Below are 20,486 nucleotides of genomic sequence, written 5' to 3'. Positions count from 1 at the left end.
TGGCCTCTTGGGCCAGACGACTAGCCGCCGCCGATGGCGTGCACGACTTCTACGGAGTCACCATCATTTAGGGTGGTTTCTGCGTGCTGGCTGCGCGGGACGATATCCAGATTGAGCTCGACCGCCACCCGGCGCCCGGTCAGTTCCAGACGGGTCAGCAGGGCCGCAACGGTTTCACCGTCGGGCAGTTCAAGGGATTCGCCGTTCAATTGAATGCGCATACCGAATGCCGCCATCACTTTTAGGGGCTGGCATTCTAGCCCGATCAGTCAGGCCGACCCAAGCCATTCGTCACGAAATGGACCGCGTGGTCAGCTCAACCGCCAGGCGGCAAGCCCCAGGCAAACCCAGCCGACCAGGAACGCCAGGCCACCGAAGGGCGTAACGATCCCGAGCTTGCTGACGCCGGTGATCGTCAGCAGGTACAGGCTGCCGGAAAACAGCAGAATGCCGATGGCAAAGGATGCGCCGGCCCAGGTGATCAGTCGACCGGGAATTTGCGTGGCGAGCAGCGCGACACCCAGCAGCGCCAGGGTATGCACCAGTTGATAGGTGACGCCCGTATGGAAAATCGCCAGGTACTCGGCGCTCAGGCGGCTTTTCAGGCCATGGGCGGCGAATGCGCCCAAGGCAACACCGGTGAAGCCGAAAAAAGCAGCCAGCATCAGGAAGCCACGCAACATGAAGAACTCCAGTCAGACTCGATCAACAGGGTCTGTATAATGGCCGGCTCAACGGGTTCGGCCAAGCCATCTCTATGCTGCAGTTAATTTTCCGTCGCTTCACAAAGGCCCTGCTCTGGTTCGCGGGCGGCAGCATATTGCTGGTGTTGCTGTTTCGGGTGGTGCCGCCACCGGGAACGGCGTTGATGGTCGAGCGCAAGATCGAATCCTGGTTCGACGGCGAACCCATCGACCTGCAACGCACCTGGAAACCCTGGGATGAGATCTCCGACGACCTGAAAGTCGCAGTGATTGCCGGCGAAGATCAGAAGTTTCCCGAGCATTGGGGCTTCGATTTCGGCGCAATTCAGGCAGCGTTTGCGCATAACGAGCGCGGCGGCTCGATTCGTGGTGCCAGCACTCTGAGCCAGCAAGTGTCGAAGAACCTGTTTCTGTGGTCTGGCCGCAGCTGGCTGCGCAAAGGCCTGGAGGCCTGGTTTACCGGGCTGATCGAGGTGCTCTGGCCCAAACAGCGGATTCTTGAGGTGTACCTCAACAGCGTCGAGTGGGATGAAGGCGTGTTTGGCGCCGAAGCGGCGGCTCGGCATCACTTTGGTGTAGGCGCTCGCTCGATATCCCGACAGCAGGCAAGTTTACTGGCTGCGGTACTGCCAAACCCGCGGGTGTGGAGCGCCAGTCATCCAACCTCTTACGTTGCAAGACGGGCCGGGTGGATTCGCCAGCAGATGAGTCAGTTAGGTGGGGATAGCTATCTGCTCGGCCTCAACGATTCGCGCCGGGCACCTTGGTCTCAGTAACCGCTCACGATTTTTCGGGCACTACAGAACCCTGTGGGAGCGGGCTTGCCCGCGAAGGCGTAGTGCCAGTCGACATCAATGTTGAATGATCAGCCGTCATCGCGGGCAAGCCCGCTCCCACAGGGATCAAGGCGAGCCTGAAAAATGGGCACCAACAAAAACGCCCCGATCAATGATCGGGGCGTTTTTTATTGCCGGCGCGCAGGTTATGCGGCGATCGACAACTTGAGCTTGTTCATCGCGCTCTTCTCGAGCTGACGAATACGCTCGGCCGACACGTTGTACTTCTGCGCCAGGTCGTGCAGCGTGGCTTTTTCTTCTGCCAGCCAGCGCTGGTAGAGGATGTCACGGCTGCGGTCGTCCAGCACTTCAAGCGCTTCGTGCAGGTTGTGGTTGGAGTTGTCGCTCCAGTCAGCGTCTTCCAGTTGACGGGCCGGATCGTACCGGTGGTCTTCCAGGTAGTTGGCCGGCGACTGGAATGCACTGTCGTCGTCCGCTTCCGCAGCCGGGTCGAAAGCCATGTCATGGCCGGTCAGGCGACTTTCCATCTCGCGCACTTCCCGCGGCTCTACGCCGAGGCTTTCCGCCACGCGATGGACTTCCTCGTTGTTCAGCCAGGCCAGACGTTTCTTCTGGCTGCGCAGGTTGAAGAACAGCTTGCGCTGGGCCTTGGTGGTCGCGACTTTCACGATCCGCCAGTTGCGCAGGATGAACTCGTGGATTTCTGCCTTGATCCAGTGCACCGCAAAGGACACCAGGCGTACACCCATTTCCGGGTTGAAACGCTTGACCGCTTTCATCAGGCCGACGTTGCCTTCCTGGATCAGGTCAGCCTGGGCCAGGCCGTAGCCGGAATAGCTACGGGCAATGTGTACGACAAAACGCAGGTGGGCGAGCACCATCTGCCGAGCCGCCCCCAAATCCTGCTCATAATAGAGACTCTCGGCCAGTTCACGCTCCTGCTCCGGTGTCAGCAATGGAATGCTGTTCACCGTGTGCACATAGGCCTCCAGGTTTGCACCCGGGACCAGAGCATATGCAGGCTGCAAAGAATTGGTCATACGAAAAAACCTCCGACTTACATAACTCGTGCAGTTCAGCACTGCGAAAATTGACCGGAAACCAAAAGACAAGTTCCCATAAACGCTGAAAGGTCAATACGAGCAAAATGATATTACTTTGGCGCAAGCTCCCGCAGGTGGCGTGCGACTGCAATCCATGCACCGATATACCCCAACAGCACCGCGCCAAGCAAGAGCGATAGACCGTCGGCAACTGGCACTCCGGCCAGCGCAAAATCACTGCCGTACAAACCGGCCAGTCCAACCACCGCGTCGTTCAGCCAGTTCAGGCCGAACGCCAATACACCCCAGGAAAGAATCCCCGCACCAAAGCCATAAAGCGCACCCATGTACAGAAAGGGCCTGCGCACATAGCTGTCAGTGCCGCCGACGAGTTTAATCACTTCTATCTCTGTGCGGCGGTTTTCAATATGAAGACGAATGGTATTGCCTATCACCAAAAGTAATGCAGAAACCAAAAGCACGGTCAGACCGAAGACAAATCGGTCGCCCAGCTTGAGGATGGCTGCCAGACGCTCGACCCAGACTAGATCAAGTTGCGCCTGTTGTACCTTCGGCAATTCGGAAAGTTTTTGTCTCAATGCTTCAAGCGCGGGCTTGTCGACCTCGTTAGGGGTCACCAGGACCACGCCCGGCAGCGGGTTTTCCGGGAGTTCCTTGAGCGCTTCGCCCAGCCCGGACTGCTGCTGGAACTCTTCCAGCGCCTGATCGCGCCCCACGTATTCGGCTTCGGACACGCCCGGCATGCCCTTGATCTGCTCACGCAACGACTCGCCCTGTTCAGGGCTGGCATCGAGTTGCAGGTACAGGGAAATCTGCGCCGCACGCTGCCAGGAACCGCCGAGACGCTCGACGTTACTTAGCAAAAGTGACAGGCCCATCGGCAAACTCAGGGCAACTGCCATCACCATGCAGGTGAAAAAGCTGCCGATCGGGTGTTTGCCCAAGCGGCGCAAGCTGTCCAGCAGACTGGCGCGATGGCTTTCGATCCAGGCGCGGAACAGCGTAGGGAAATCCGGGCCATCGTCATCGTCGCGCTTTTTCTTCTGCGACTGCGGTTGCGGATCGGCAGCCTTCGGGGCCACGCGCTCGGAAACCTTGGGGCTACGTGTTGCACTCATACGCCAGCCTCCCCGTCGCCGATCAATCGGCCACGCTGCAGGGTGAGCATGCGATGACGCATGCGGGCAATCAGAGCCAGGTCGTGACTGGCGATCAGCACGCTGGTGCCCAAACGGTTGATGTCTTCGAACACGCCCATGATTTCTGCCGCCAGACGCGGGTCGAGGTTACCGGTGGGTTCGTCCGCCAGCAGCAAGGCCGGACGGTGAACGATGGCGCGAGCGATGCCGACCCGCTGTTGCTGGCCGGTGGACAGGTCGCCGGGATAGAGATCGGTTTTGTCCGAGAGCGCCACGCGCTCCAGGGCCGAGTCCACGCGCTTGGCGACTTCGGCCTTCGACAGGCCAAGGATCTGCAGCGGCAACGCGACGTTATTGAACACCGTGCGATCGAACAGCAGCTGGTGATTCTGAAACACCACACCGATTTGCCGACGCAGGAAAGGGATTTGTGCATTGCTGATGGTGCTCAGGTCTTGCCCTGCCAGCAGCAACTTGCCGGTGGTCGGACGTTCCATCGCCAGCAGCAGGCGCAACAAGGTGCTTTTACCGGCGCCGGAATGGCCGGTAACAAACAAGAATTCGCCCCGACGGACTCGAAAGCTCAGCTCATGCAAGCCGACGTGACCATTCGGGTAGCGTTTACCGACCTGTTCGAAACGAATCATGAACGCTCCCGCTCGGCAAACAATGCCTGGACAAAGGGTTCTGCTTCAAAAGTACGCAAATCGTCGATGCCTTCGCCGACACCGATATAGCGAATCGGCAAGCCAAACTGCTTGGCCAGGGCGAAAATCACCCCGCCCTTGGCGGTGCCATCGAGTTTGGTCAGCGCCAGGCCGGTCAGTTCGACGGTCTGGTTGAATTGCTTGGCCTGGTTGATGGCGTTCTGGCCGGTACCGGCGTCAAGCACCAGCAGCACCTCATGGGGCGCGTCGGCATCAAGCTTGCCGATCACCCGGCGAACTTTTTTCAGTTCTTCCATCAGGTTGTCTTTAGTGTGCAAACGACCGGCGGTGTCGGCGATCAGCACATCAATGCCACGAGCCTTGGCGGCCTGCACGGCATCGAAGATGACCGAAGCCGAGTCGGCGCCGGTGTGCTGGGCGATCACCGGGATCTTGTTGCGCTCGCCCCAGACCTGCAATTGCTCGACTGCGGCGGCACGGAAAGTATCACCGGCGGCGAGCATGACTTTCTTGCCTTCCAGTTGCAGTTTCTTCGCCAGTTTGCCGATGGTGGTGGTCTTGCCGGCGCCGTTGACGCCCACCACCAGAATCACGAACGGCTTGTTCTGCGAGGTGATTTTCAGCGGTTGCTCGACGGGCTTGAGCATCGCCGCCAGTTCCGCCTGCAAGGATTTGTACAACGCGTCGGCATCGGCCAGTTCTTTGCGGGCGACTTTCTGGGTCAGGCGCTGAATGATCACTGACGTCGCTTCGACGCCGACATCGGCGGTCAGCAGACGGGTCTCGATGTCTTCGAGCAACTCGTCATCGATGATTTTCTTGCCGAGGAACAGGCTGGCCATGCCCTCGCCGATGCTGGCGCTGGTCTTGGACAAGCCTTGTTTGAGACGGGCGAAGAAACCGGCTTTGGTCTCCTCGGTACGCACAGGCTCGACCGGTGTTTCGACGGGAGCGATGGGCGTGGTGGCGACAGGAGCGATAACCGGTGCAGGTGCAGGTGCAGGTGCAGGTGCAGGCTCTGGCACCTGAGCAACCGGAGCAACCGGAGCAACAAATACCGGCACTTCAGGCTCTGGAGCAACCAGCACAGGCTCGGCCACGAACACAGGTTCAACGACCGGCTCAACCACCGGCGCGCGAACCGGCTCAGGAGCAAACGCAGTCGGGGCCGGAATCGGCGGCGTGATGTGAGCTGCTTGTTCATCTTCGACCAACGCCACCGGCTCTTCCGCCACCGGCAACGTCAGCCACGGCTCGGCGGCTGGCGTCAGCGGCAATGGGGCCACGACTTCGGTTTCAGGCGCAGGCTCGGCCGCGGATTGCAGCACCGGCTCGGCGATTGGCAGGGCAACCGGCGCTGGTGTTGGCTCAGGAAGTGGTTGTGGCTGTTCGACAACGGGTTCCTGCGGCTTTTTGCGCAGCCATCCGAACAGGCTTTTCTTCTCGCCAGCCGCAGCTGGGGTCTTCTTGTCGTCGTTGGAACCAAACATGGAGGACGGCTATCTCACGGTAGCGACGCGCCAAAGGACGCCTCGGCAATAAATAATTCGATGCAGAACAGACTGCGATTCATCCAGCTTGTTCACGCGCAACATTTTGTCGAGGTGCAAACGGCACCTTGCAAAAAACGATTTCACGAAGGACTGAAGCGGCAAAATCGGCGAAAAAGCAGAGTTTAGTCGATAAACCCCAGCTTTCTGCCGTAAACCCATACAACCTGATCAAACGTAAAGGCCTGATAGGCGTGGCCGCCAGTAAAACGGATCAGTATCCTAGCACCTCCTCGCCCGCCTAGGCTAAGACCAAGCGGGCAGCCCAACAGGTTTAAAAACGAATGAATGCTCTAGCCCGCCGCGCTGCAGGCCTGCTGTTCAGCACAGTTTGTCTGCCCCTCTCGGCCCTGGCTGCCGATCCACAACCCACCCACGAATTCACCCTCGACAACGGCCTGAAGGTTGTCGTGCGCGAAGACCATCGTGCGCCAGTCGTCGTTTCCCAGGTCTGGTACAAGGTCGGCTCAAGCTATGAGACCCCAGGCCAGACCGGGCTGTCCCATGCGCTGGAACACATGATGTTCAAGGGCAGCGAGAAAGTCGGCCCCGGCGAAGCCTCGCTGATCCTGCGCGACCTCGGTGCCGAAGAGAACGCCTTCACTAGCGATGACTTCACCGCGTATTACCAAGTACTGGCCCGTGACCGCCTGGGCGTGGCCTTCGAGCTGGAAGCCGACCGCATGGCCAATTTGCGCCTGCCGGCCGACGAGTTCACCCGCGAGATCGAGGTGATCAAGGAAGAACGTCGCCTGCGTACCGATGACAAGCCAATGTCCAAGGCCTACGAGCGCTTCATGGCCATGGCCTACCCCGCCAGCGGCTATCACACGCCGACCATCGGCTGGATGGCGGACCTCGACCGCATGAAGGTCGAAGAACTGCGCCACTGGTATCAATCCTGGTATGTGCCGAACAACGCCACCCTGGTGGTGGTCGGTGACGTGACCCCGGACGAAGTCAAAACCCTGGCCCAGCGTTACTTCGGCCCTATCGCCAAGCGTGACGTGCCACCCGCGAAAATCCCGCTGGAGCTGGCCGAGCCCGGCGAACGGAAGATCACCCTGCATGTGCAGACCCAATTGCCGAGCCTGATGCTGGCCTTCAACGTGCCGAGCATCGCTACCGCCGAAGACAAGCGCTCGGTGAACGCTCTGCGCCTGATCTCCGCACTGCTCGACGGCGGCTACAGCGGCCGGATCCCGACGCAACTGGAACGCGGCGAAGAGCTGGTGTCCGGCGGTTCGTCGAGCTACGACGCCTACACCCGTGGCGACAGTCTGTTCACCTTGTCGGCCACGCCGAACACCCAGAAGAAAAAAACCATGGCCCAGGCGGAAGCAGGCCTGTGGAAACTGCTTGAACAACTGAAAATCACCGCGCCGTCCACTGAAGAGCTAGAGCGCGTACGAGCGCAGGTGATTGCCGGCCTGGTCTACGAGCGTGACTCGATTACCAGCCAGGCCACCGCCATTGGCCAACTGGAAACTGTCGGGCTGTCCTGGAAACTGATGGACACCGAACTCGCCGAACTGGAAAACGTGACCCCGCAAGACATCCAGAAGGCCGCCAAGCTGTATTTCACTCGCGCACGTCTCAGCGTCGCCCATGTACTGCCACAGGAGACGACTCATGAGTGAGCGTAAAAAACCGCGCCTGGCCCTGATCGGCCTGATCGTCATTGCATTGCTCGGGTCTGGCGTCTTCTATTTCTCCAAGTCTGACAAAACCAGCGCCAGCGAAGCCCTCGACAAAGCCAAGGCCAGCCAGAAACTGCAATCGTTGGCAGAACTCGACGGCAAGGCCCCAAGCCATCGCTCGCTGAACGTGCAAACCTGGAACACCGCCGAAGGCGCCAAGGTAATGTTCGTCGAAGCCCGTGAGCTGCCGATGTTCGACATGCGCCTGATCTTCGCTGCCGGTAGCAGCCAGGACGGCGATGCTCCCGGCCTGGCACTGCTGACCAATGCCATGCTCAATGAAGGTGTGGCCGGCAAGGATGTCAGCGCTATCGCCCAGGGCTTCGAAGGCCTGGGGGCCGATTTCGGTAACGGCGCCTATAAAGACATGGCGATTGCCTCGCTGCGCAGCCTCAGTGCCGCGGATAAACGCGAGCCTGCCTTGAAGCTGTTTGCTGAAGTGGTCGGCAAACCGACCCTCCCCGCCGATTCCTTTGCACGCATCAAGAACCAGATGCTGGCCGGCTTCGAATACCAGAAACAGAACCCCGGCAAACTCGCCAGCCTGGAGCTGATGAACCGCTTGTATGGCGATCACCCGTACGCGCACTCCAGCGATGGCACGGCGAAAAGCATTCCACCGATTACCCTGGCGCAGTTGCGGGCCTTCCATCAGAAAGCCTACGCTGCTGGCAACGTGGTGATTGCACTGGTGGGCGACTTGTCGCGCGCCGAGGCCGAGGCGGCTGCCGCACAAGTGTCGGCCGATCTGCCCAAAGGGCCGGGCCTGGCGAAAATCGAACAACCGACCGACCCCAAGTCCAGCATCGGCCACATCGAGTTTCCGTCCAAGCAAACCAACCTGATGATCGCGCAACTGGGCATCGATCGTGACGATCCGGATTACGCAGCACTGTCGCTGGGCAATCAGATCCTTGGCGGCGGTGGTTTCGGCACCCGGTTGATGAGCGAAGTGCGCGAGAAGCGCGGCCTGGCCTATGGCGTGTATTCGGGTTTCAGCCCGATGCAGGCTCGCGGGCCGTTCATGATCAACCTGCAAACCCGCGCCGAGATGAGCGAAGGCACGCTGAAACTGGTGCAGGACGTGCTCGCCGACTACCTTAAAACCGGCCCCACCGAGAAAGAACTCGACGATGCCAAGCGCGAACTGGCCGGCAGCTTCCCGCTGTCCACCGCCAGCAACGCCGATATCGTCGGGCAGCTCGGCGCCATGGGTTTTTACAACTTGCCGCTGAGCTACCTGGAAGACTTCATGCAGCAGTCCCAGAGCCTGACCGTCGAGCAAGTCAAAACCGCATTGAACAAACACCTGAGCACGGACAAACTGGTCATCGTCAGCGCTGGTCCGACCGTGCCACAAAAGCCGTTGCCGGCCCCTACTGACAAACCTGCCGAGCAACCGCTCGGGGTTCCGGAGCATTAATGGCCAGTCCATCGCGTCCTAAAAAACCTGTTCACAACGTGCACAACGGTGTGAATCAACTGCGCATCATCGGCGGTGAATGGGGCAGCCGAAAGCTGAGCTTCCCCGATGCGCCAGGCTTGCGTCCAACGCCGGACCGAGTCCGTGAAACTCTGTTCAACTGGCTCGCGCCTTATGTCGCCGGGGCCAAGGTGCTCGACCCATTTGCCGGTAGCGGCGCGTTGTTTCTCGAGGCTTTGTCCCGTGGCGCAGCAATGGGCCAGGCACTGGATGCCAGTAACATTGCGGTAGCGAGCATCAAGGAACATCTGGGCACCCTGCGCTGCACAACCGGTCAGGTACAGACTGCCGACGCCTTGCGCTATCTCGAAACCCAACCGGCTACGGCGTTCGATCTGGTGTTTCTCGATCCGCCGTTCAATCAGAATCTATTGCCGGCCGTTTGCACTTTGCTCGAAGAGCGTCATTGGCTGAGTGACGATGCGTGGGTCTACACTGAAAGCGAAACGGCACCGTCGATATTGGGTTTGCCAGAAAATTGGCGCCTGCATCGGGAGCAAAAATCAGGACGGGTGTATTACGCGTTGTGGCAACGTATGGCAGGGATCGCCGGTTAGTCCGGCCTGTAAAAACGGTGCGAAGCTCAGTCAGTTAACGCTGCGGGTAAGCACCGCTGCATCGAGAGCAATCGTGTCCCATCTGCCAGAACGCTTCACCCCCGCCTACGGCCTGGGCAATCCGCACTTACAAACCTTGTGGGGACCGCTATGGCGCAAAACCACACACCTGGACCGCGAGCGCGAACGCTTATGGCTCGAAGACGGCGACTTCCTTGATCTGGACTGGCATGGCCCCCACAGCGCGAATGTGCCACTGGTGCTGGTGCTGCACGGCCTGACCGGCTCATCGAATTCACCTTACGTGGCCGGTGTGCAGAAGGCGCTGGGCGCCCAGGGGTGGGCCAGCGTCGCGCTGAACTGGCGAGGCTGTTCCGGTGAACCCAATCTGTTGCCGCGCAGTTACCATTCCGGGGCCAGCGAAGACCTGGCCGAAACCATCAAGCATCTGCGAACCCAGCGCCCTCTCGCACCGCTGTATGCGGTCGGTTATTCCATGGGTGGCAACGTTTTACTCAAGCATCTGGGCGAAACCGGCAGCAACAGCGGCGTACTCGGCGCGGTGGCGGTGTCGGTGCCGTTTCGGCTCGATCAGTGTGCCGATCGTATCAGCCAGGGTTTTTCCAAATTCTATCAAGCGCATTTCATGCGGGAGATGGTCGCCTACATCAAGAACAAGCAGCGCAGGTTCCAGCATGAAGGGCATCAGGATGGCTTGGCGGCATTGGCGGCGCTGGGCTCGCTGGAGAATATGCGCACCTTCTGGGATTTCGATGGCCGGGTCACCGCACCGCTGAATGGTTTCGCCGATGCCGCGGATTACTATCGCCGCGCTTCGAGTCGTTATTTCCTTGGGGAAATTCGCACACCGACCCTGATTATCCAGGCGGCCGATGACCCGTTTGTCTTTCCTCATAGCCTGCCGCATGCCGACGAATTGTCTGCCTCCACGCAATTCGAATTGCAGGCCAAGGGTGGGCATGTCGGCTTCGTCGAGGGCTCGTTCCGGCAACCGGGTTACTACCTGGAAAGGCGCATTCCCCAATGGCTCGCCACCACAGGACGCAAGTAAACCATGGGGCTGGATCAGGGCGAGTCGATTCATTTCTGGCAAACGGCGCCGTTGGCCGGGGTCGAGTTGTTGTCCGCACGCTACATCGAACACCGCTTCGCCCCCCATGTGCATGACGGCTATGTGATCGGCATGATCATGGCCGGCGCCCAGCGTTATCGCTATCGAGGTGCCGAGCATCTGGCGGGTAGCGGCACGCTGGTGCTGATCAATCCGGATGAACTGCACACCGGCCACAAAGGTACGGAAGACGGTTGGTTATACCGGGCGTTTTATCCCGACAGCGGGCAGATTCTTTCACTGCTGGACGAGCTCGAACTGCCGACCGATACCTTGCCGGCGTTTGGCGCCACGTTGTATCGCGATCCGGATCTGGTGAAGGGGTTCTGCCAACTGCATTGTTTGCTGGAGAGTCCGTCCACGGCGCTGCAGCAGCAAACGGCCTGGCGGGAAATGATGCTGTCGCTGTTGCAACGTCACGCAGCCGTTCCGACCGCCAGCAAACCTGGCAAGGAACACCGGGCGGTGACCCTGGCCAAGGAACTGCTGCAATCACGCTTGGCGGCGCCGCCCTCGCTGGAAGAACTGGCGGCGACGGTGAACCTGTCGCCCTTCCACTTCGCCCGGGTGTTCCGCAGAGCCACCGGCATGCCGCCACACACCTGGTTGATGCAGCAGCGTATCGCCCGGGCCCGGGCGCTGTTAAAGCGCGGCTGCCTGCCGCTGGAAGTTGCGACGCAGCTGGGCTTTGCCGACCAGAGCCATCTGAGCCGGCAATTCAAACAGGTTTACGGAGTGGGACCGGGGGCGTATCGCAGCGCGCGGCAGCTGTGAAATCTCAAGAGCACCTTATTAACCATGTGGGAGCGAGCCTTTGTGGCGAGGGGGCTTGCCCCCGTTCGGCTGCGAAGCAGTCGCAGATCGGGACGATACGGTCTAACTGAAAAACCATATCCGCTGGCTTCGGGAGCGCTTCGCACTCCAACGGGGGCAAGCCCCCTCGCCACAAAGGCTCGCTCCCACAATGGATTGGGGATTACTCGCCCTTGGCGACGCCTCGCGCAGGATCGTTGATCCACTCGCTCCACGACCCGGCATACAACGCTCCCAACGGATAACCCGCCAGGCACAGGGCGAACAGGTTGTGGCAGGCGGTCACGCCGGAACCGCAATACGCGACCAGCTCTGTCGGTGAACGATCACCGAGCTTCGCGGCAAACCGCTGCTTGAGCTGTTCGGCCGGCAGGAACCGCCCGTCGCTGCCCAGGTTATCGGTGAACGCGGCACATTGTGCTCCGGGGATGTGCCCGGCAATCGGATCGATCGGCTCCACTTCACCCTTAAAGCGCGGCAAGCCACGGGCGTCGAGCAAGGTCAGCGCGGGCTGGCCGAGACGTTGCTGGAGCTGTTGGGTACTGAGCACCAACGAAGCATCCGGCGTCCCGGTGAAGGTGCCACAGGCAACCGACGGCGGATCAAGACTCAGGGGCAATCCGGCGGCGTGCCAGGCTTTCAGCCCGCCATCGAGAATGAACACGCCATCGCGCTTGCCCAGCCACGCCAGCAACCACCAGGCCCGTGCCGCGTAGGCGCCGGGACCGTCATCGTACAAAACCACTTCGCTGTCGGCGTTGATGCCCCAGGCTTGAAAGCGTTCGATCAAGTCGGCGGGTTCAGGCAATGGATGACGCCCGGTAACCCCCTTGACCACTTCACCGCTCAAATCACGCTCAAGATCGGCAAAGCTCGATCCGGCAATATGCCCTTCGGCGTAGCTGCGTTGCCCGTAATCAGGGTCTTCGAGGGCAAAACGACAATCCAGAATCACCAGCCCCGGCGTCTCCTTTTTCAGGTCCAACGCTTGCGGGCTGATCAGTTGCGCAATGGGCATAACGGGCTCCTGTGATTTTGTCTGTCTGCAATCCTGCTGCACTCTTTATCCCACTTCTTCCAGCGCCTGGGCCAGCGGTACATAAAACTCTTCGAACAGTGCATTCACCGCATCGCGAGATTGATCCGTGACAAACCCGGCCTCCAGCACCAGCACCTGATACACGCCTCGTTTGATGGCCTGTTCGCTCAGATGGTTGGAATTTTCCCGCGTAGTGCACAGAAAACGCACCCACGAAGTGAGAATGATCCAGGCATTGAGGGTCAGGGATTCGATCTGAACCTTGTCCATGCACAGAATGCCAGCCTCGACGAAACCCGCGTAGATGTGTGTGCCCTGGATCAGGCAGCGCTGGGAAAAACGCCGGTAACGGGCAGCCAGCTCAGGATCGCTGTCGAGCAAATGCTCGAGGTCGCGATGCAGGAAGCGGTATTGCCACATGGCGGCGAGCAGTTCCTTGAGGTAGAAGCGCTTGTCTTCGACTGTCGCTGCGCGGCCCTGGGGCGGGCGCAGGAAGCTGTCCACCAGGTTTTCGTACTCACTGAACAACACGGCGATGATCGCCTGCTTGTTGGGGAAGTGGTAGTACAGGTTGCCCGGGGAAATTTCCATGTGGGCAGCAATGTGGTTGGTGCTGATACTGCGCTCGCCCTGTTGATTGAACAGCTCCAGGCTGTTCTGCACGATGCGCTCGCTGGTTTTGATCCGAGGGGCCATGGCTTGAGCTTTAATTCAGAGTGCGATGAGGGGCATCTTACGACCTATCCGCGCATGGATAAAACAAAGCTGTGCCAGAGCGCCATTTGACTTTCTAGAGTATAGACTCTAAAAAGTCCCTCATTACAATAAATCCGGAGCCGACCATGCCTGCAGACATTGCCTACCTGAAGAACCTGCAGCAGCCTCTGGACGAACTCCAAACCCTGTTCGATGCTCAACGCGCGGCGTATGCCGCCAACCCGATGCCACCCGCAGCTCAGCGCCAGCAATGGCTAAAGGCGTTGAAGGACCTGCTGAGCAATGAGCGCCAGGCCCTGATCAATGCGATCAGCCAGGATTTCAGCCACCGCAGCGCCGATGAAACCCTGCTCGCCGAACTGATGCCCAGCCTGCACGGCATTCACTACGCCAGCCGGCACCTCAAAGACTGGATGAAAGCCTCGCGACGCAAAGTCGGCCTCGCCTTTCAACCAGCGTCGGCCAAAGTGGTTTATCAGCCGTTGGGCGTGGTCGGAGTGATCGTGCCGTGGAACTACCCGCTTTACCTGGCCATCGGGCCGCTGGTGGGTGCGTTATCGGCAGGCAACCGGGTGATGCTCAAACTCAGCGAATCGACCCCCGCCACCGGTTTGCTGCTCAAGGAGTTGCTGGGCCGAATCTTTCCCCAGGACCTGGTCTGCGTGGTGCTGGGCGAGGCTGATATCGGTGTGGCGTTCTCGCGGTTGCGTTTCGATCACTTGCTGTTCACTGGCGCCACCAGCATCGGCAAACACGTGATGCGCGCGGCGGCCGAGAACCTGACCCCGGTGACCCTCGAACTGGGCGGCAAGTCCCCGGCCATCGTTTCCCGCGATGTGCCGCTCAAGGACGCCGCCGAACGCATCGCTTTCGGCAAGACCCTCAACGCCGGGCAAACCTGTGTCGCCCCGGACTACGTGCTGGTGCCTGAAGACCGCGTCGGCTCTTTCGTCGAAGCCTATCGTCAGGCAGTTCGCGGGTTTTATCCGACGTTGGCCGACAACCCGGACTACACCGCCATTATCAACGACCGGCAACTGGCGCGGCTCAACGGCTACCTCAGCGACGCCACCAGCAAGGGCGCATTGCTGATCCCGCTGTTCGACCAGGGCCAGGGCCGGCGCATGAGTCATAGCCTGTTGCTCAACGTCAGCGACGACATGACGGTGATGCAGGACGAAATCTTCGGCCCGTTGCTGCCAATCGTGCCGTACAAGGATCTCGATGAAGCGTTTGCCTACATCAACCAACGGCCTCGCCCGCTGGCGCTGTATTACTTCGGCTACGACAAGCGCGAACAAAACCGCGTCCTCCACGAAACCCATTCGGGTGGCGTTTGCCTCAATGACACCTTGCTGCACGTTGCCCAGGACGACATGCCGTTCGGCGGCATCGGTGCCTCGGGCATGGGCCACTACCACGGCCACGAGGGCTTCCTGACTTTCAGCAAGGCCAAAGGCGTGCTGATCAAACAGCGCTTCAATGCGGCGAAACTGATCTATCCGCCGTACGGTAAATCCATTCAGAAACTGATCCAGAAGCTGTTTATCCGCTAACGATCATCATCGCCGGGTAATAACAATAATGAGCCCAAGCCTCTCCGACACACCCGCGCTGTCACGGCGCGGCCTGCTTAAATTCAGCCTCGGCGCCAGCGCTTTTCTAGCCACGGCCGGATTAGGCGCGAGCCTCAGCGGCTGCTCGTCGAGCAACCCTGCCAGCGGGTTCGCGATTCTGCGCAGCGGCGACCTGCTGTTTCTGCGGACAGTGATTCCGGTGATGCTCGATGGCGCCGTGAGCATCGAAAAAATGCCGGCCGCCGTCGCCGAGACCTTGCACTGCCTGGATAACGGCCTGAATCACCTGTCGCCGGAAATGCTCAAACTGACCCGGCAATTGTTCGACGTGTTGGGGATGAGCATTACCCGCGGGCCACTGACCGGGATCTGGGGTAGCTGGGAAAACGCCAGCAGTGAACAGATCCGGCACTTTCTCGACCGCTGGGAAAACAGCTCATTGAGCCTGCTGCGCATGGGCCACAGCTCGTTGCTGCAAATGGTGATGATGGCGTGGTACAGCCGGGCGGAGTCATGGGCGCATTGCGGGTATCCCGGGCCGCCTACGGTTTGAAATCGTGGCGACCCCATCGCGAGCAGGCTCGCTCCCACAGGGGTTACGCGATCCATGTGGGAGCGAGCCTGCTCGCGATAGCGTCTGCTGCCTCACCACAGAACCCAAAATAATAAGAGAACCCCAAACATGCCCGTACCCGATCCGTTCCGCGAAGGCCTGGCCCGTGGCTGGAAAACCTACAACGGCGCCCGACTGACCGAGGACCTGACCCTCGAAGCGGACGTGGCAATCATCGGCAGCGGTGCCGGCGGCGGGACCACCGCCGAAATCCTCAGCGCCGCCGGCTACAAGGTATTGCTGATCGAAGAAGGCCCGCTCAAGACCAGCAGCGACTTCAAGATGCTCGAAGACCAGGCCTACACCAGCCTCTATCAGGAAGGCATCGGGCGCATGAGCAAGGATGGCGCAATTACCATCCTCCAGGGGCGGGCGGTGGGCGGCACCACGCTGATCAACTGGACATCAAGCTTTCGCACCCCGGACCCGACACTGGAACACTGGGCCAAAGAGCACGACGTCAAAGGCCACACGCCGGCCGAGATGGCGCCCTGGTTCGAGAAAATGGAACAACGCCTGGGTGTCGCGCCATGGAGGGTGCCACCCAACGCCAACAACGACGTCATCCGCAAGGGCTGCGAAAAACTCGGCTACGCCTGGCATGTGATTCCGCGCAACGTGCGCGGCTGCTGGAATATCGGCTACTGCGGCATGGGTTGCCCGACCAATGCCAAGCAATCGATGCTGGTCACGACCATTCCGGCGACCCTGGAAAAAGGTGGCGAGCTGCTCTATCTGGCCCGCGCAGAAAAGCTGTCGCTCAAAGACGGCAGGGTTACGGGGCTGCAATGTGTGGCGATGGATGAGCGTTGCGTTGCGCCCACCGGACGCACGATTACGGTCAAGGCGCGGCATTACGTACTGGCCGGCGGCGGGATCAACAGCCCGGCGCTGCTATTGCGCTCCGAAGCGCCGGATCCTCACGAGCGGCTGGGCAAACGGACGTTCCTGCACCTGGTAAACATGTCCGCCGGGCTGTTTGATGAGGTGATCAACCCGTTCTACGGCGCGCCGCAATCGATCTATTCCGACCATTTCCAGTGGCAAGATGGCACTACTGGCAAGATGTCCTACAAACTTGAAGTTCCACCCCTGCATCCGGCGCTGGCCAGCACGTTACTCGGTGGTTTTGGCACGGAAAGCGCCCGGCATATGGAAAACCTGCCGCATACCCACGCCATGCTGGCGTTGCTGCGGGATGGTTTTCACCCGGACAGCCCTGGCGGCAGTGTTGAATTGCGCGGTGACGGCACACCGGTGCTCGACTATCAGGTTTCACCCTACGCCTGGGACGGGTTGCGCCGGGCTTTCCACAGCATGGCCGAGATCCAGTTCGCCGGTGGCGCCAACGCCGTGATGCCGATGCACGCCGACGCTCGTTACGTGAAAACCCTCGCCCAGGCGCGCACGCTGATTGATGATCTGAGCCTTGAGTTGTATCGAACGCGCCTGGGCAGTGCCCATGTGATGGGCGGTTGTGCCATGGGTGAAGACCCGAAAAATGCCGTGACCAACAGCCTCGGCCAACATCACCAACTCGCCAATCTGTCGATTCATGACGGCTCGCTTTTCCCCACCAGCATTGGGGCAAACCCCCAATTGTCGGTCTACGGACTGACGGCACAATTGGCGACTTCGCTGGCTGAACGTTTGAAAAACCCATGAAAACGCGGAATATTCCCATCGTCTATAGTGCTTTCTTACCCAACAGGCGACTTGGCCGACCGGGAAGGCTGCGATACCATCCGACTCCCCAACGGACTCCCGCCAGGACGACGCGATGAACCGAGTGTTGTACCCAGGTACCTTCGACCCTATTACCAAGGGCCATGGCGATCTGGTCGAACGCGCCTCGCGCCTGTTCGATCACGTGATCATCGCCGTCGCCGCCAGCCCGAAAAAAAACCCGCTGTTTCCCCTGGAACAACGTGTGGAGCTGGCCCGCGAGGTCACCAAACATTTGCCGAACGTTGAAGTCGTCGGTTTCTCGACGCTGCTCGCGCACTTCGCCAAAGAGAAGAATGCCAACGTATTCCTGCGTGGTTTGCGCGCGGTATCGGACTTCGAATACGAATTCCAGCTGGCCAACATGAACCGCCAACTGGCACCGGATGTGGAAAGCCTGTTTCTTACGCCGTCCGAGCGTTATTCGTTCATTTCCTCGACGCTGGTGCGTGAAATCGCGGCCTTGGGCGGCGATATCACCAAGTTCGTCCACCCGGCGGTGGCCGACGCCCTCACCCTACGATTTAAAAAGTAGGAGCTGTCGAAGGCTGCGATCTTTTACGGCTACCGCAATCTTCGAACGCTGCACTTGATCGCGCCCGCGTGCACTGCGGGCGCCAATGCGGCACAATTGTGCGCATTGATTTATTGCGCCCGGGCCTGCTGCCCTGGCTGGAGTTAGCATGTCCCTGATCATCACCGACGATTGCATCAACTGCGACGTCTGCGAGCCCGAGTGCCCGAACGCCGCCATCTCCCAGGGCGAAGAGATCTACGTGATCGACCCGAACCTGTGCACACAATGTGTCGGCCACTACGACGAACCGCAGTGCCAGCAGGTCTGCCCGGTCGATTGCATCCCGCTGGACGAGGCTCATCCGGAGACTGAAGAACAGTTGATGGAGAAGTACCGCAAGATTACCGGCAAGGCTTGAGCCTGACCGTTTTGTGTTGTCTTCCCGGGCCTCTTCGCGAGCAAGCCCGCTCCCACATTGAATCTGCGTCGTTCACAAATTTCATGTGGGAGCGGGCTTGCTCGCGAAGGCGTCATCAGCAACACCAAATACTTAACTGCTTCACTCCCGCTGCTCAAACCCCTCCCCGATACACCCCAGGCACCGCACAAATGCGGCTTTCGCCGGATCGACCACCAACGCCTGTCCCGCATCGCCAATGCCGCCGCCCAGTGCGGTAAACGGCAACGACAGCACAAATGCCCCGGCACCGATAACCGTCGCCGCCACCAACAAAGGTCGAGCAATCAGCAAGTCGCCAAGCATGGCGTAGGCCGGTGGGTTCTGGATGGTGTAGCGCGGATCGCCGCTGCCGTTCTCAGCCGCCAGCGCGGACGCACCGACGCTCAGCAGCAGCGCAACAACAAGGGTTCGAAACGGATTCATGGCACGGTCCTTCGGCTAGGCAGTGAGAACACTGACTATAGACCGTAGCCGGTATCAGCTCTGACAGCGCGGACAAAAGACGCTGGCGCGCTGCCCAAGCTTGACTTCCCGCAGCCCTGTGCCACAGACCTTGCAGTGCTCACCGCCACGGCCGTACACGAACAGCTCCTGCTGGAAGTAACCCGGTTGACCGTCGCCACCGATAAAGTCCCGCAACGTAGTGCCTCCGCGCTCGATGGCGAGGGCAAGGATGCGCTTGATCTCGATCGCCAGCTTCAAATAGCGTGCCCGGGAAATGCTCTTGGCTTCACGGCGCGGGTCGATGCCGGCGGCAAACAAAGCTTCGGTCGCGTAGATATTGCCGACGCCGACCACCACCGCGTTGTCCATGATGAACGGTTTGACCGCCATGGAACGCCCGCGGGATTGCTGGAACAGCCGCTCGCCGTCAAATAGATCGGTCAACGGCTCCGGCCCGAGGCGAATCAGCAGTTCATGGTTCAGCGGATCCAGGCTCCAGAGCATCGCGCCAAACCGTCGCGGGTCGGTGTAGCGCAGGGCCAGGCCCGATTCCAGTTCAATGTCCACATGCTCATGCTTGGCCGCCGGCAGGCCGACTTCCACCAGCCGCAGATTCCCCGACATCCCCAAATGACTGATCAGCGTGCCGACTTCGGCGTTGATCAGCAGGTACTTGGCGCGCCGTTCCACCAGCACGATGCGCTGACCGGACAGCCGCACATCCAGGTCTTCGGGGATCGGCCAGCGCAGACGGCGCTCACGCACGATCACCCGGCTGACGCGCTGGCCTTCCAGGTGCGGTGCAATCCCGCGGCGGGTGGTTTCGACTTCCGGCAGTTCAGGCATGGGGCTCTCGAATCAGGCGAGGTTCGACACTCAACGCGTGGCGAGGTCGCGAATCTCTTGTTTCTGGGTTTCGAAATCGTATTCCGATAGGCCGATGTAATCGAGCACAAGAGGCCCGACACTGTTCCATTCGTGGTCTTCGGACTGGTTGCCCAGTACCCGGAAGGAGGCGCAAATGTGTTCGGCCATCTTCAGGATCGCCAGCAAGTTTTTCAGCGGCGTGTTGCGTGACGATTCATCGCTGAAAATGGCCAGGGCGTTGTGATGGTTGGCAATGGCCTGGGTGACATGTTCCGGCAGGCGCCAGGACTTGGCGGTGTAATACCCGACCACGGCGTGGTTGGTGTTGTATTGCTTGTTTTCGGTATCCACCACCCGGCATTCGGCACTGGCATTGGCATAGGCCTGTTCCAGCACTTTCATGTAGTCGGGGAATTTCTTGATCATCAACGGGATGCCGCAATCGTGGAACAGACCCAGCGCATAGGCTTCATCACCGGCCTGAACACCGACACGCTTGGCCAGGGTCAGGCACGTCATCGCCACGTCCTGCGCCGTATCCCAGAAACGGTTGAGTGTAACGATGGCATCATCGTTAAGCTCGCCCTTGATCGACTGCGCATTGATCAGGTTGATGATAGAGCGGCTGCCCAACAGATTCACTGCCCGCTGGATCGCAGTGATCTTGTTACTCAAGCCGTAGTACGGCGAATTGACGATTTTCAGCAAGGCGCCGGAAAGGCCTGGGTCCTGGGAGATCAGCTTCGCGATCACTTCCAGATCCGGGTCGGGCATGTACTGCTCCATCTGCAGATCCACCATGATCTGCGGCTGGGGCGGCACACTGATGCCTTGCAAGGACTGTTGAATCTGTTCGGTCGTCAACTCTTGGGACATAAGTACACACTCCGGGTCAGGCGGGGATTCTAACCCTTAAAAAG

Annotated in this window: 22 protein-coding genes; 11 read left to right on the top strand and 11 right to left on the bottom strand. The window is 60.0% G+C overall.

Features of this window, described 5'->3' with window-relative positions:
• Positions 1–20: 20 nt before the first annotated feature.
• Together thiS and ACZ9IM_RS06755 are read right to left on the bottom strand one after the other, a co-directional pair.
• Positions 21–221, bottom strand: a complete 201-nt coding sequence (gene thiS / locus ACZ9IM_RS06760) for a sulfur carrier protein ThiS (RefSeq protein ID WP_007897898.1) — start codon at positions 219–221, stop codon at positions 21–23.
• 90 nt (positions 222–311) lie between these two features.
• Complete coding sequence (locus ACZ9IM_RS06755; RefSeq protein WP_427626215.1) at positions 312–683, bottom strand: DUF423 domain-containing protein; 372 nt, start codon at positions 681–683, stop codon at positions 312–314.
• A 74-nt stretch (positions 684–757) separates the two neighbouring features.
• On the opposite strand from ACZ9IM_RS06755, the gene mtgA reads away from it, so the two are divergent.
• The gene (gene mtgA, locus ACZ9IM_RS06750) at positions 758–1,480 is read left to right on the top strand and encodes a monofunctional biosynthetic peptidoglycan transglycosylase (protein ID WP_476223593.1); all 723 of its coding nucleotides are present in this window, start codon (positions 758–760) and stop codon (positions 1,478–1,480) included.
• A gap of 206 nt (positions 1,481–1,686) precedes the next feature.
• On the opposite strand, the gene rpoH is transcribed toward mtgA, so the two are convergent.
• The 4 genes from rpoH to ftsY form a co-directional block, all read right to left on the bottom strand.
• Positions 1,687–2,541 (bottom strand): RNA polymerase sigma factor RpoH, encoded by an 855-nt coding sequence (gene rpoH / locus ACZ9IM_RS06745; RefSeq protein ID WP_007897890.1) that lies wholly within the window; start codon positions 2,539–2,541, stop codon positions 1,687–1,689.
• Between the two features lie 113 nt (positions 2,542–2,654).
• A complete protein-coding gene (gene ftsX / locus ACZ9IM_RS06740; RefSeq protein ID WP_427626213.1) occupies positions 2,655–3,683 on the bottom strand; it encodes a permease-like cell division protein FtsX in 1,029 nt (342 codons plus the stop codon).
• Entirely contained in the window at positions 3,680–4,351 is a 672-nt protein-coding gene (gene ftsE, locus ACZ9IM_RS06735; RefSeq protein WP_007897888.1) for a cell division ATP-binding protein FtsE, read from the bottom strand. The genes ftsX and ftsE overlap by 4 nt, the downstream gene beginning before the upstream one ends.
• Positions 4,348–5,862, bottom strand: coding sequence for a signal recognition particle-docking protein FtsY (gene ftsY, locus ACZ9IM_RS06730; RefSeq protein ID WP_476223592.1), 1,515 nt, complete (start codon positions 5,860–5,862; stop codon positions 4,348–4,350). Before ftsY ends, ftsE begins: the two co-directional genes overlap by 4 nt.
• Before the next feature lie 344 nt (positions 5,863–6,206).
• Here ftsY and ACZ9IM_RS06725 point away from each other — a divergent pair, with 344 nt between their 5' ends.
• The 5 genes from ACZ9IM_RS06725 to ACZ9IM_RS06705 all read left to right on the top strand — a co-directional run bounded on the left by ACZ9IM_RS06725 (position 6,207) and on the right by ACZ9IM_RS06705 (position 11,568).
• The gene (locus ACZ9IM_RS06725) at positions 6,207–7,562 is read left to right on the top strand and encodes a M16 family metallopeptidase (RefSeq protein ID WP_476223591.1); all 1,356 of its coding nucleotides are present in this window, start codon (positions 6,207–6,209) and stop codon (positions 7,560–7,562) included.
• The gene (locus tag ACZ9IM_RS06720; RefSeq protein WP_476223590.1) at positions 7,555–9,045 is read left to right on the top strand and encodes a M16 family metallopeptidase; all 1,491 of its coding nucleotides are present in this window, start codon (positions 7,555–7,557) and stop codon (positions 9,043–9,045) included. Before ACZ9IM_RS06725 ends, ACZ9IM_RS06720 begins: the two co-directional genes overlap by 8 nt.
• Positions 9,045–9,662 (top strand): 16S rRNA (guanine(966)-N(2))-methyltransferase RsmD, encoded by a 618-nt coding sequence (rsmD, locus tag ACZ9IM_RS06715; protein ID WP_476223589.1) that lies wholly within the window; start codon positions 9,045–9,047, stop codon positions 9,660–9,662. The genes ACZ9IM_RS06720 and rsmD overlap by 1 nt, the downstream gene beginning before the upstream one ends.
• Positions 9,663–9,735: 73 nt before the next feature.
• Positions 9,736–10,734, top strand: a complete 999-nt coding sequence (locus ACZ9IM_RS06710) for a hydrolase (protein WP_008068083.1) — start codon at positions 9,736–9,738, stop codon at positions 10,732–10,734.
• Positions 10,735–10,737: 3 nt separating this feature from the next.
• A complete protein-coding gene (locus ACZ9IM_RS06705; protein ID WP_427626208.1) occupies positions 10,738–11,568 on the top strand; it encodes an AraC family transcriptional regulator in 831 nt (276 codons plus the stop codon).
• A 202-nt stretch (positions 11,569–11,770) separates the two neighbouring features.
• Here ACZ9IM_RS06705 and ACZ9IM_RS06700 read toward each other — a convergent pair whose 3' ends face one another.
• Both ACZ9IM_RS06700 and ACZ9IM_RS06695 read right to left on the bottom strand, forming a co-directional pair.
• On the bottom strand, positions 11,771–12,625 hold the full coding sequence (locus ACZ9IM_RS06700; protein WP_476223588.1) for a sulfurtransferase: 855 nt from the start codon (positions 12,623–12,625) through the stop codon (positions 11,771–11,773).
• Positions 12,626–12,670: 45 nt separating this feature from the next.
• Positions 12,671–13,342, bottom strand: coding sequence for a TetR/AcrR family transcriptional regulator (locus ACZ9IM_RS06695; RefSeq protein ID WP_008068078.1), 672 nt, complete (start codon positions 13,340–13,342; stop codon positions 12,671–12,673).
• A 146-nt stretch (positions 13,343–13,488) separates the two neighbouring features.
• On the opposite strand from ACZ9IM_RS06695, the gene ACZ9IM_RS06690 reads away from it, so the two are divergent.
• From ACZ9IM_RS06690 to ACZ9IM_RS06670, 5 genes are all read left to right on the top strand, one after another.
• Positions 13,489–14,919 (top strand): coniferyl aldehyde dehydrogenase, encoded by a 1,431-nt coding sequence (locus tag ACZ9IM_RS06690; protein ID WP_476223587.1) that lies wholly within the window; start codon positions 13,489–13,491, stop codon positions 14,917–14,919.
• A gap of 28 nt (positions 14,920–14,947) precedes the next feature.
• Positions 14,948–15,493: a twin-arginine translocation pathway signal protein gene (locus tag ACZ9IM_RS06685; protein WP_427626205.1), complete on the top strand. Its 546-nt coding sequence runs from the start codon at positions 14,948–14,950 to the stop codon at positions 15,491–15,493.
• Positions 15,494–15,622: 129 nt separating this feature from the next.
• Complete coding sequence (locus ACZ9IM_RS06680) at positions 15,623–17,218, top strand: GMC family oxidoreductase (protein ID WP_476223586.1); 1,596 nt, start codon at positions 15,623–15,625, stop codon at positions 17,216–17,218.
• A gap of 115 nt (positions 17,219–17,333) precedes the next feature.
• On the top strand, positions 17,334–17,813 hold the full coding sequence (gene coaD, locus ACZ9IM_RS06675; protein WP_007897855.1) for a pantetheine-phosphate adenylyltransferase: 480 nt from the start codon (positions 17,334–17,336) through the stop codon (positions 17,811–17,813).
• Between the two features lie 148 nt (positions 17,814–17,961).
• The gene (locus tag ACZ9IM_RS06670) at positions 17,962–18,213 is read left to right on the top strand and encodes a YfhL family 4Fe-4S dicluster ferredoxin (protein ID WP_003195146.1); all 252 of its coding nucleotides are present in this window, start codon (positions 17,962–17,964) and stop codon (positions 18,211–18,213) included.
• A 141-nt stretch (positions 18,214–18,354) separates the two neighbouring features.
• Here the strand turns inward: ACZ9IM_RS06670 and ACZ9IM_RS06665 are convergent, their stop codons facing one another.
• From ACZ9IM_RS06665 to ACZ9IM_RS06655, 3 genes are read right to left on the bottom strand one after another with little or no spacing between them, the layout of a single operon-like run.
• Positions 18,355–18,678, bottom strand: coding sequence for a hypothetical protein (locus ACZ9IM_RS06665; protein WP_008068070.1), 324 nt, complete (start codon positions 18,676–18,678; stop codon positions 18,355–18,357).
• A 54-nt stretch (positions 18,679–18,732) separates the two neighbouring features.
• Positions 18,733–19,545 carry a bifunctional DNA-formamidopyrimidine glycosylase/DNA-(apurinic or apyrimidinic site) lyase gene (gene mutM / locus ACZ9IM_RS06660; protein ID WP_008068069.1) on the bottom strand — a complete coding sequence of 271 codons (813 nt, stop codon included), beginning with the start codon at positions 19,543–19,545 and terminating at the stop codon, positions 18,733–18,735.
• Positions 19,546–19,575: 30 nt separating this feature from the next.
• Positions 19,576–20,388, bottom strand: coding sequence for an HDOD domain-containing protein (locus ACZ9IM_RS06655; protein ID WP_192345012.1), 813 nt, complete (start codon positions 20,386–20,388; stop codon positions 19,576–19,578).
• Positions 20,389–20,486: the final 98 nt, after the last annotated feature.

This window comes from Pseudomonas sp. TE12508, assembly GCF_056279485.1.
The sequence above is the reverse complement of the archived record's forward strand: the minus strand, read 5'-3'. Positions and strand labels throughout refer to the sequence as shown.

Coding starts and splice junctions, on each gene's coding strand:
- ACZ9IM_RS06695 (WP_008068078.1), bottom strand. CDS start 13,342: ATGGCCCCTCGGATCAAAACCAGCGAGCGCATCGTGCAGAACAGCCTG.
- ftsX (WP_427626213.1), bottom strand. CDS start 3,683: ATGAGTGCAACACGTAGCCCCAAGGTTTCCGAGCGCGTGGCCCCGAAG.
- thiS (WP_007897898.1), bottom strand. CDS start 221: ATGCGCATTCAATTGAACGGCGAATCCCTTGAACTGCCCGACGGTGAA.
- ACZ9IM_RS06670 (WP_003195146.1), top strand. CDS start 17,962: ATGTCCCTGATCATCACCGACGATTGCATCAACTGCGACGTCTGCGAG.
- ACZ9IM_RS06680 (WP_476223586.1), top strand. CDS start 15,623: ATGCCCGTACCCGATCCGTTCCGCGAAGGCCTGGCCCGTGGCTGGAAA.
- ACZ9IM_RS06700 (WP_476223588.1), bottom strand. CDS start 12,625: ATGCCCATTGCGCAACTGATCAGCCCGCAAGCGTTGGACCTGAAAAAG.
- ACZ9IM_RS06685 (WP_427626205.1), top strand. CDS start 14,948: ATGAGCCCAAGCCTCTCCGACACACCCGCGCTGTCACGGCGCGGCCTG.
- ACZ9IM_RS06665 (WP_008068070.1), bottom strand. CDS start 18,678: ATGAATCCGTTTCGAACCCTTGTTGTTGCGCTGCTGCTGAGCGTCGGT.
- ACZ9IM_RS06755 (WP_427626215.1), bottom strand. CDS start 683: ATGTTGCGTGGCTTCCTGATGCTGGCTGCTTTTTTCGGCTTCACCGGT.
- ftsY (WP_476223592.1), bottom strand. CDS start 5,862: ATGTTTGGTTCCAACGACGACAAGAAGACCCCAGCTGCGGCTGGCGAG.
- rsmD (WP_476223589.1), top strand. CDS start 9,045: ATGGCCAGTCCATCGCGTCCTAAAAAACCTGTTCACAACGTGCACAAC.
- ACZ9IM_RS06725 (WP_476223591.1), top strand. CDS start 6,207: ATGAATGCTCTAGCCCGCCGCGCTGCAGGCCTGCTGTTCAGCACAGTT.
- mutM (WP_008068069.1), bottom strand. CDS start 19,545: ATGCCTGAACTGCCGGAAGTCGAAACCACCCGCCGCGGGATTGCACCG.
- mtgA (WP_476223593.1), top strand. CDS start 758: ATGCTGCAGTTAATTTTCCGTCGCTTCACAAAGGCCCTGCTCTGGTTC.
- ACZ9IM_RS06720 (WP_476223590.1), top strand. CDS start 7,555: ATGAGTGAGCGTAAAAAACCGCGCCTGGCCCTGATCGGCCTGATCGTC.
- rpoH (WP_007897890.1), bottom strand. CDS start 2,541: ATGACCAATTCTTTGCAGCCTGCATATGCTCTGGTCCCGGGTGCAAAC.
- ACZ9IM_RS06690 (WP_476223587.1), top strand. CDS start 13,489: ATGCCTGCAGACATTGCCTACCTGAAGAACCTGCAGCAGCCTCTGGAC.
- ftsE (WP_007897888.1), bottom strand. CDS start 4,351: ATGATTCGTTTCGAACAGGTCGGTAAACGCTACCCGAATGGTCACGTC.
- coaD (WP_007897855.1), top strand. CDS start 17,334: ATGAACCGAGTGTTGTACCCAGGTACCTTCGACCCTATTACCAAGGGC.
- ACZ9IM_RS06705 (WP_427626208.1), top strand. CDS start 10,738: ATGGGGCTGGATCAGGGCGAGTCGATTCATTTCTGGCAAACGGCGCCG.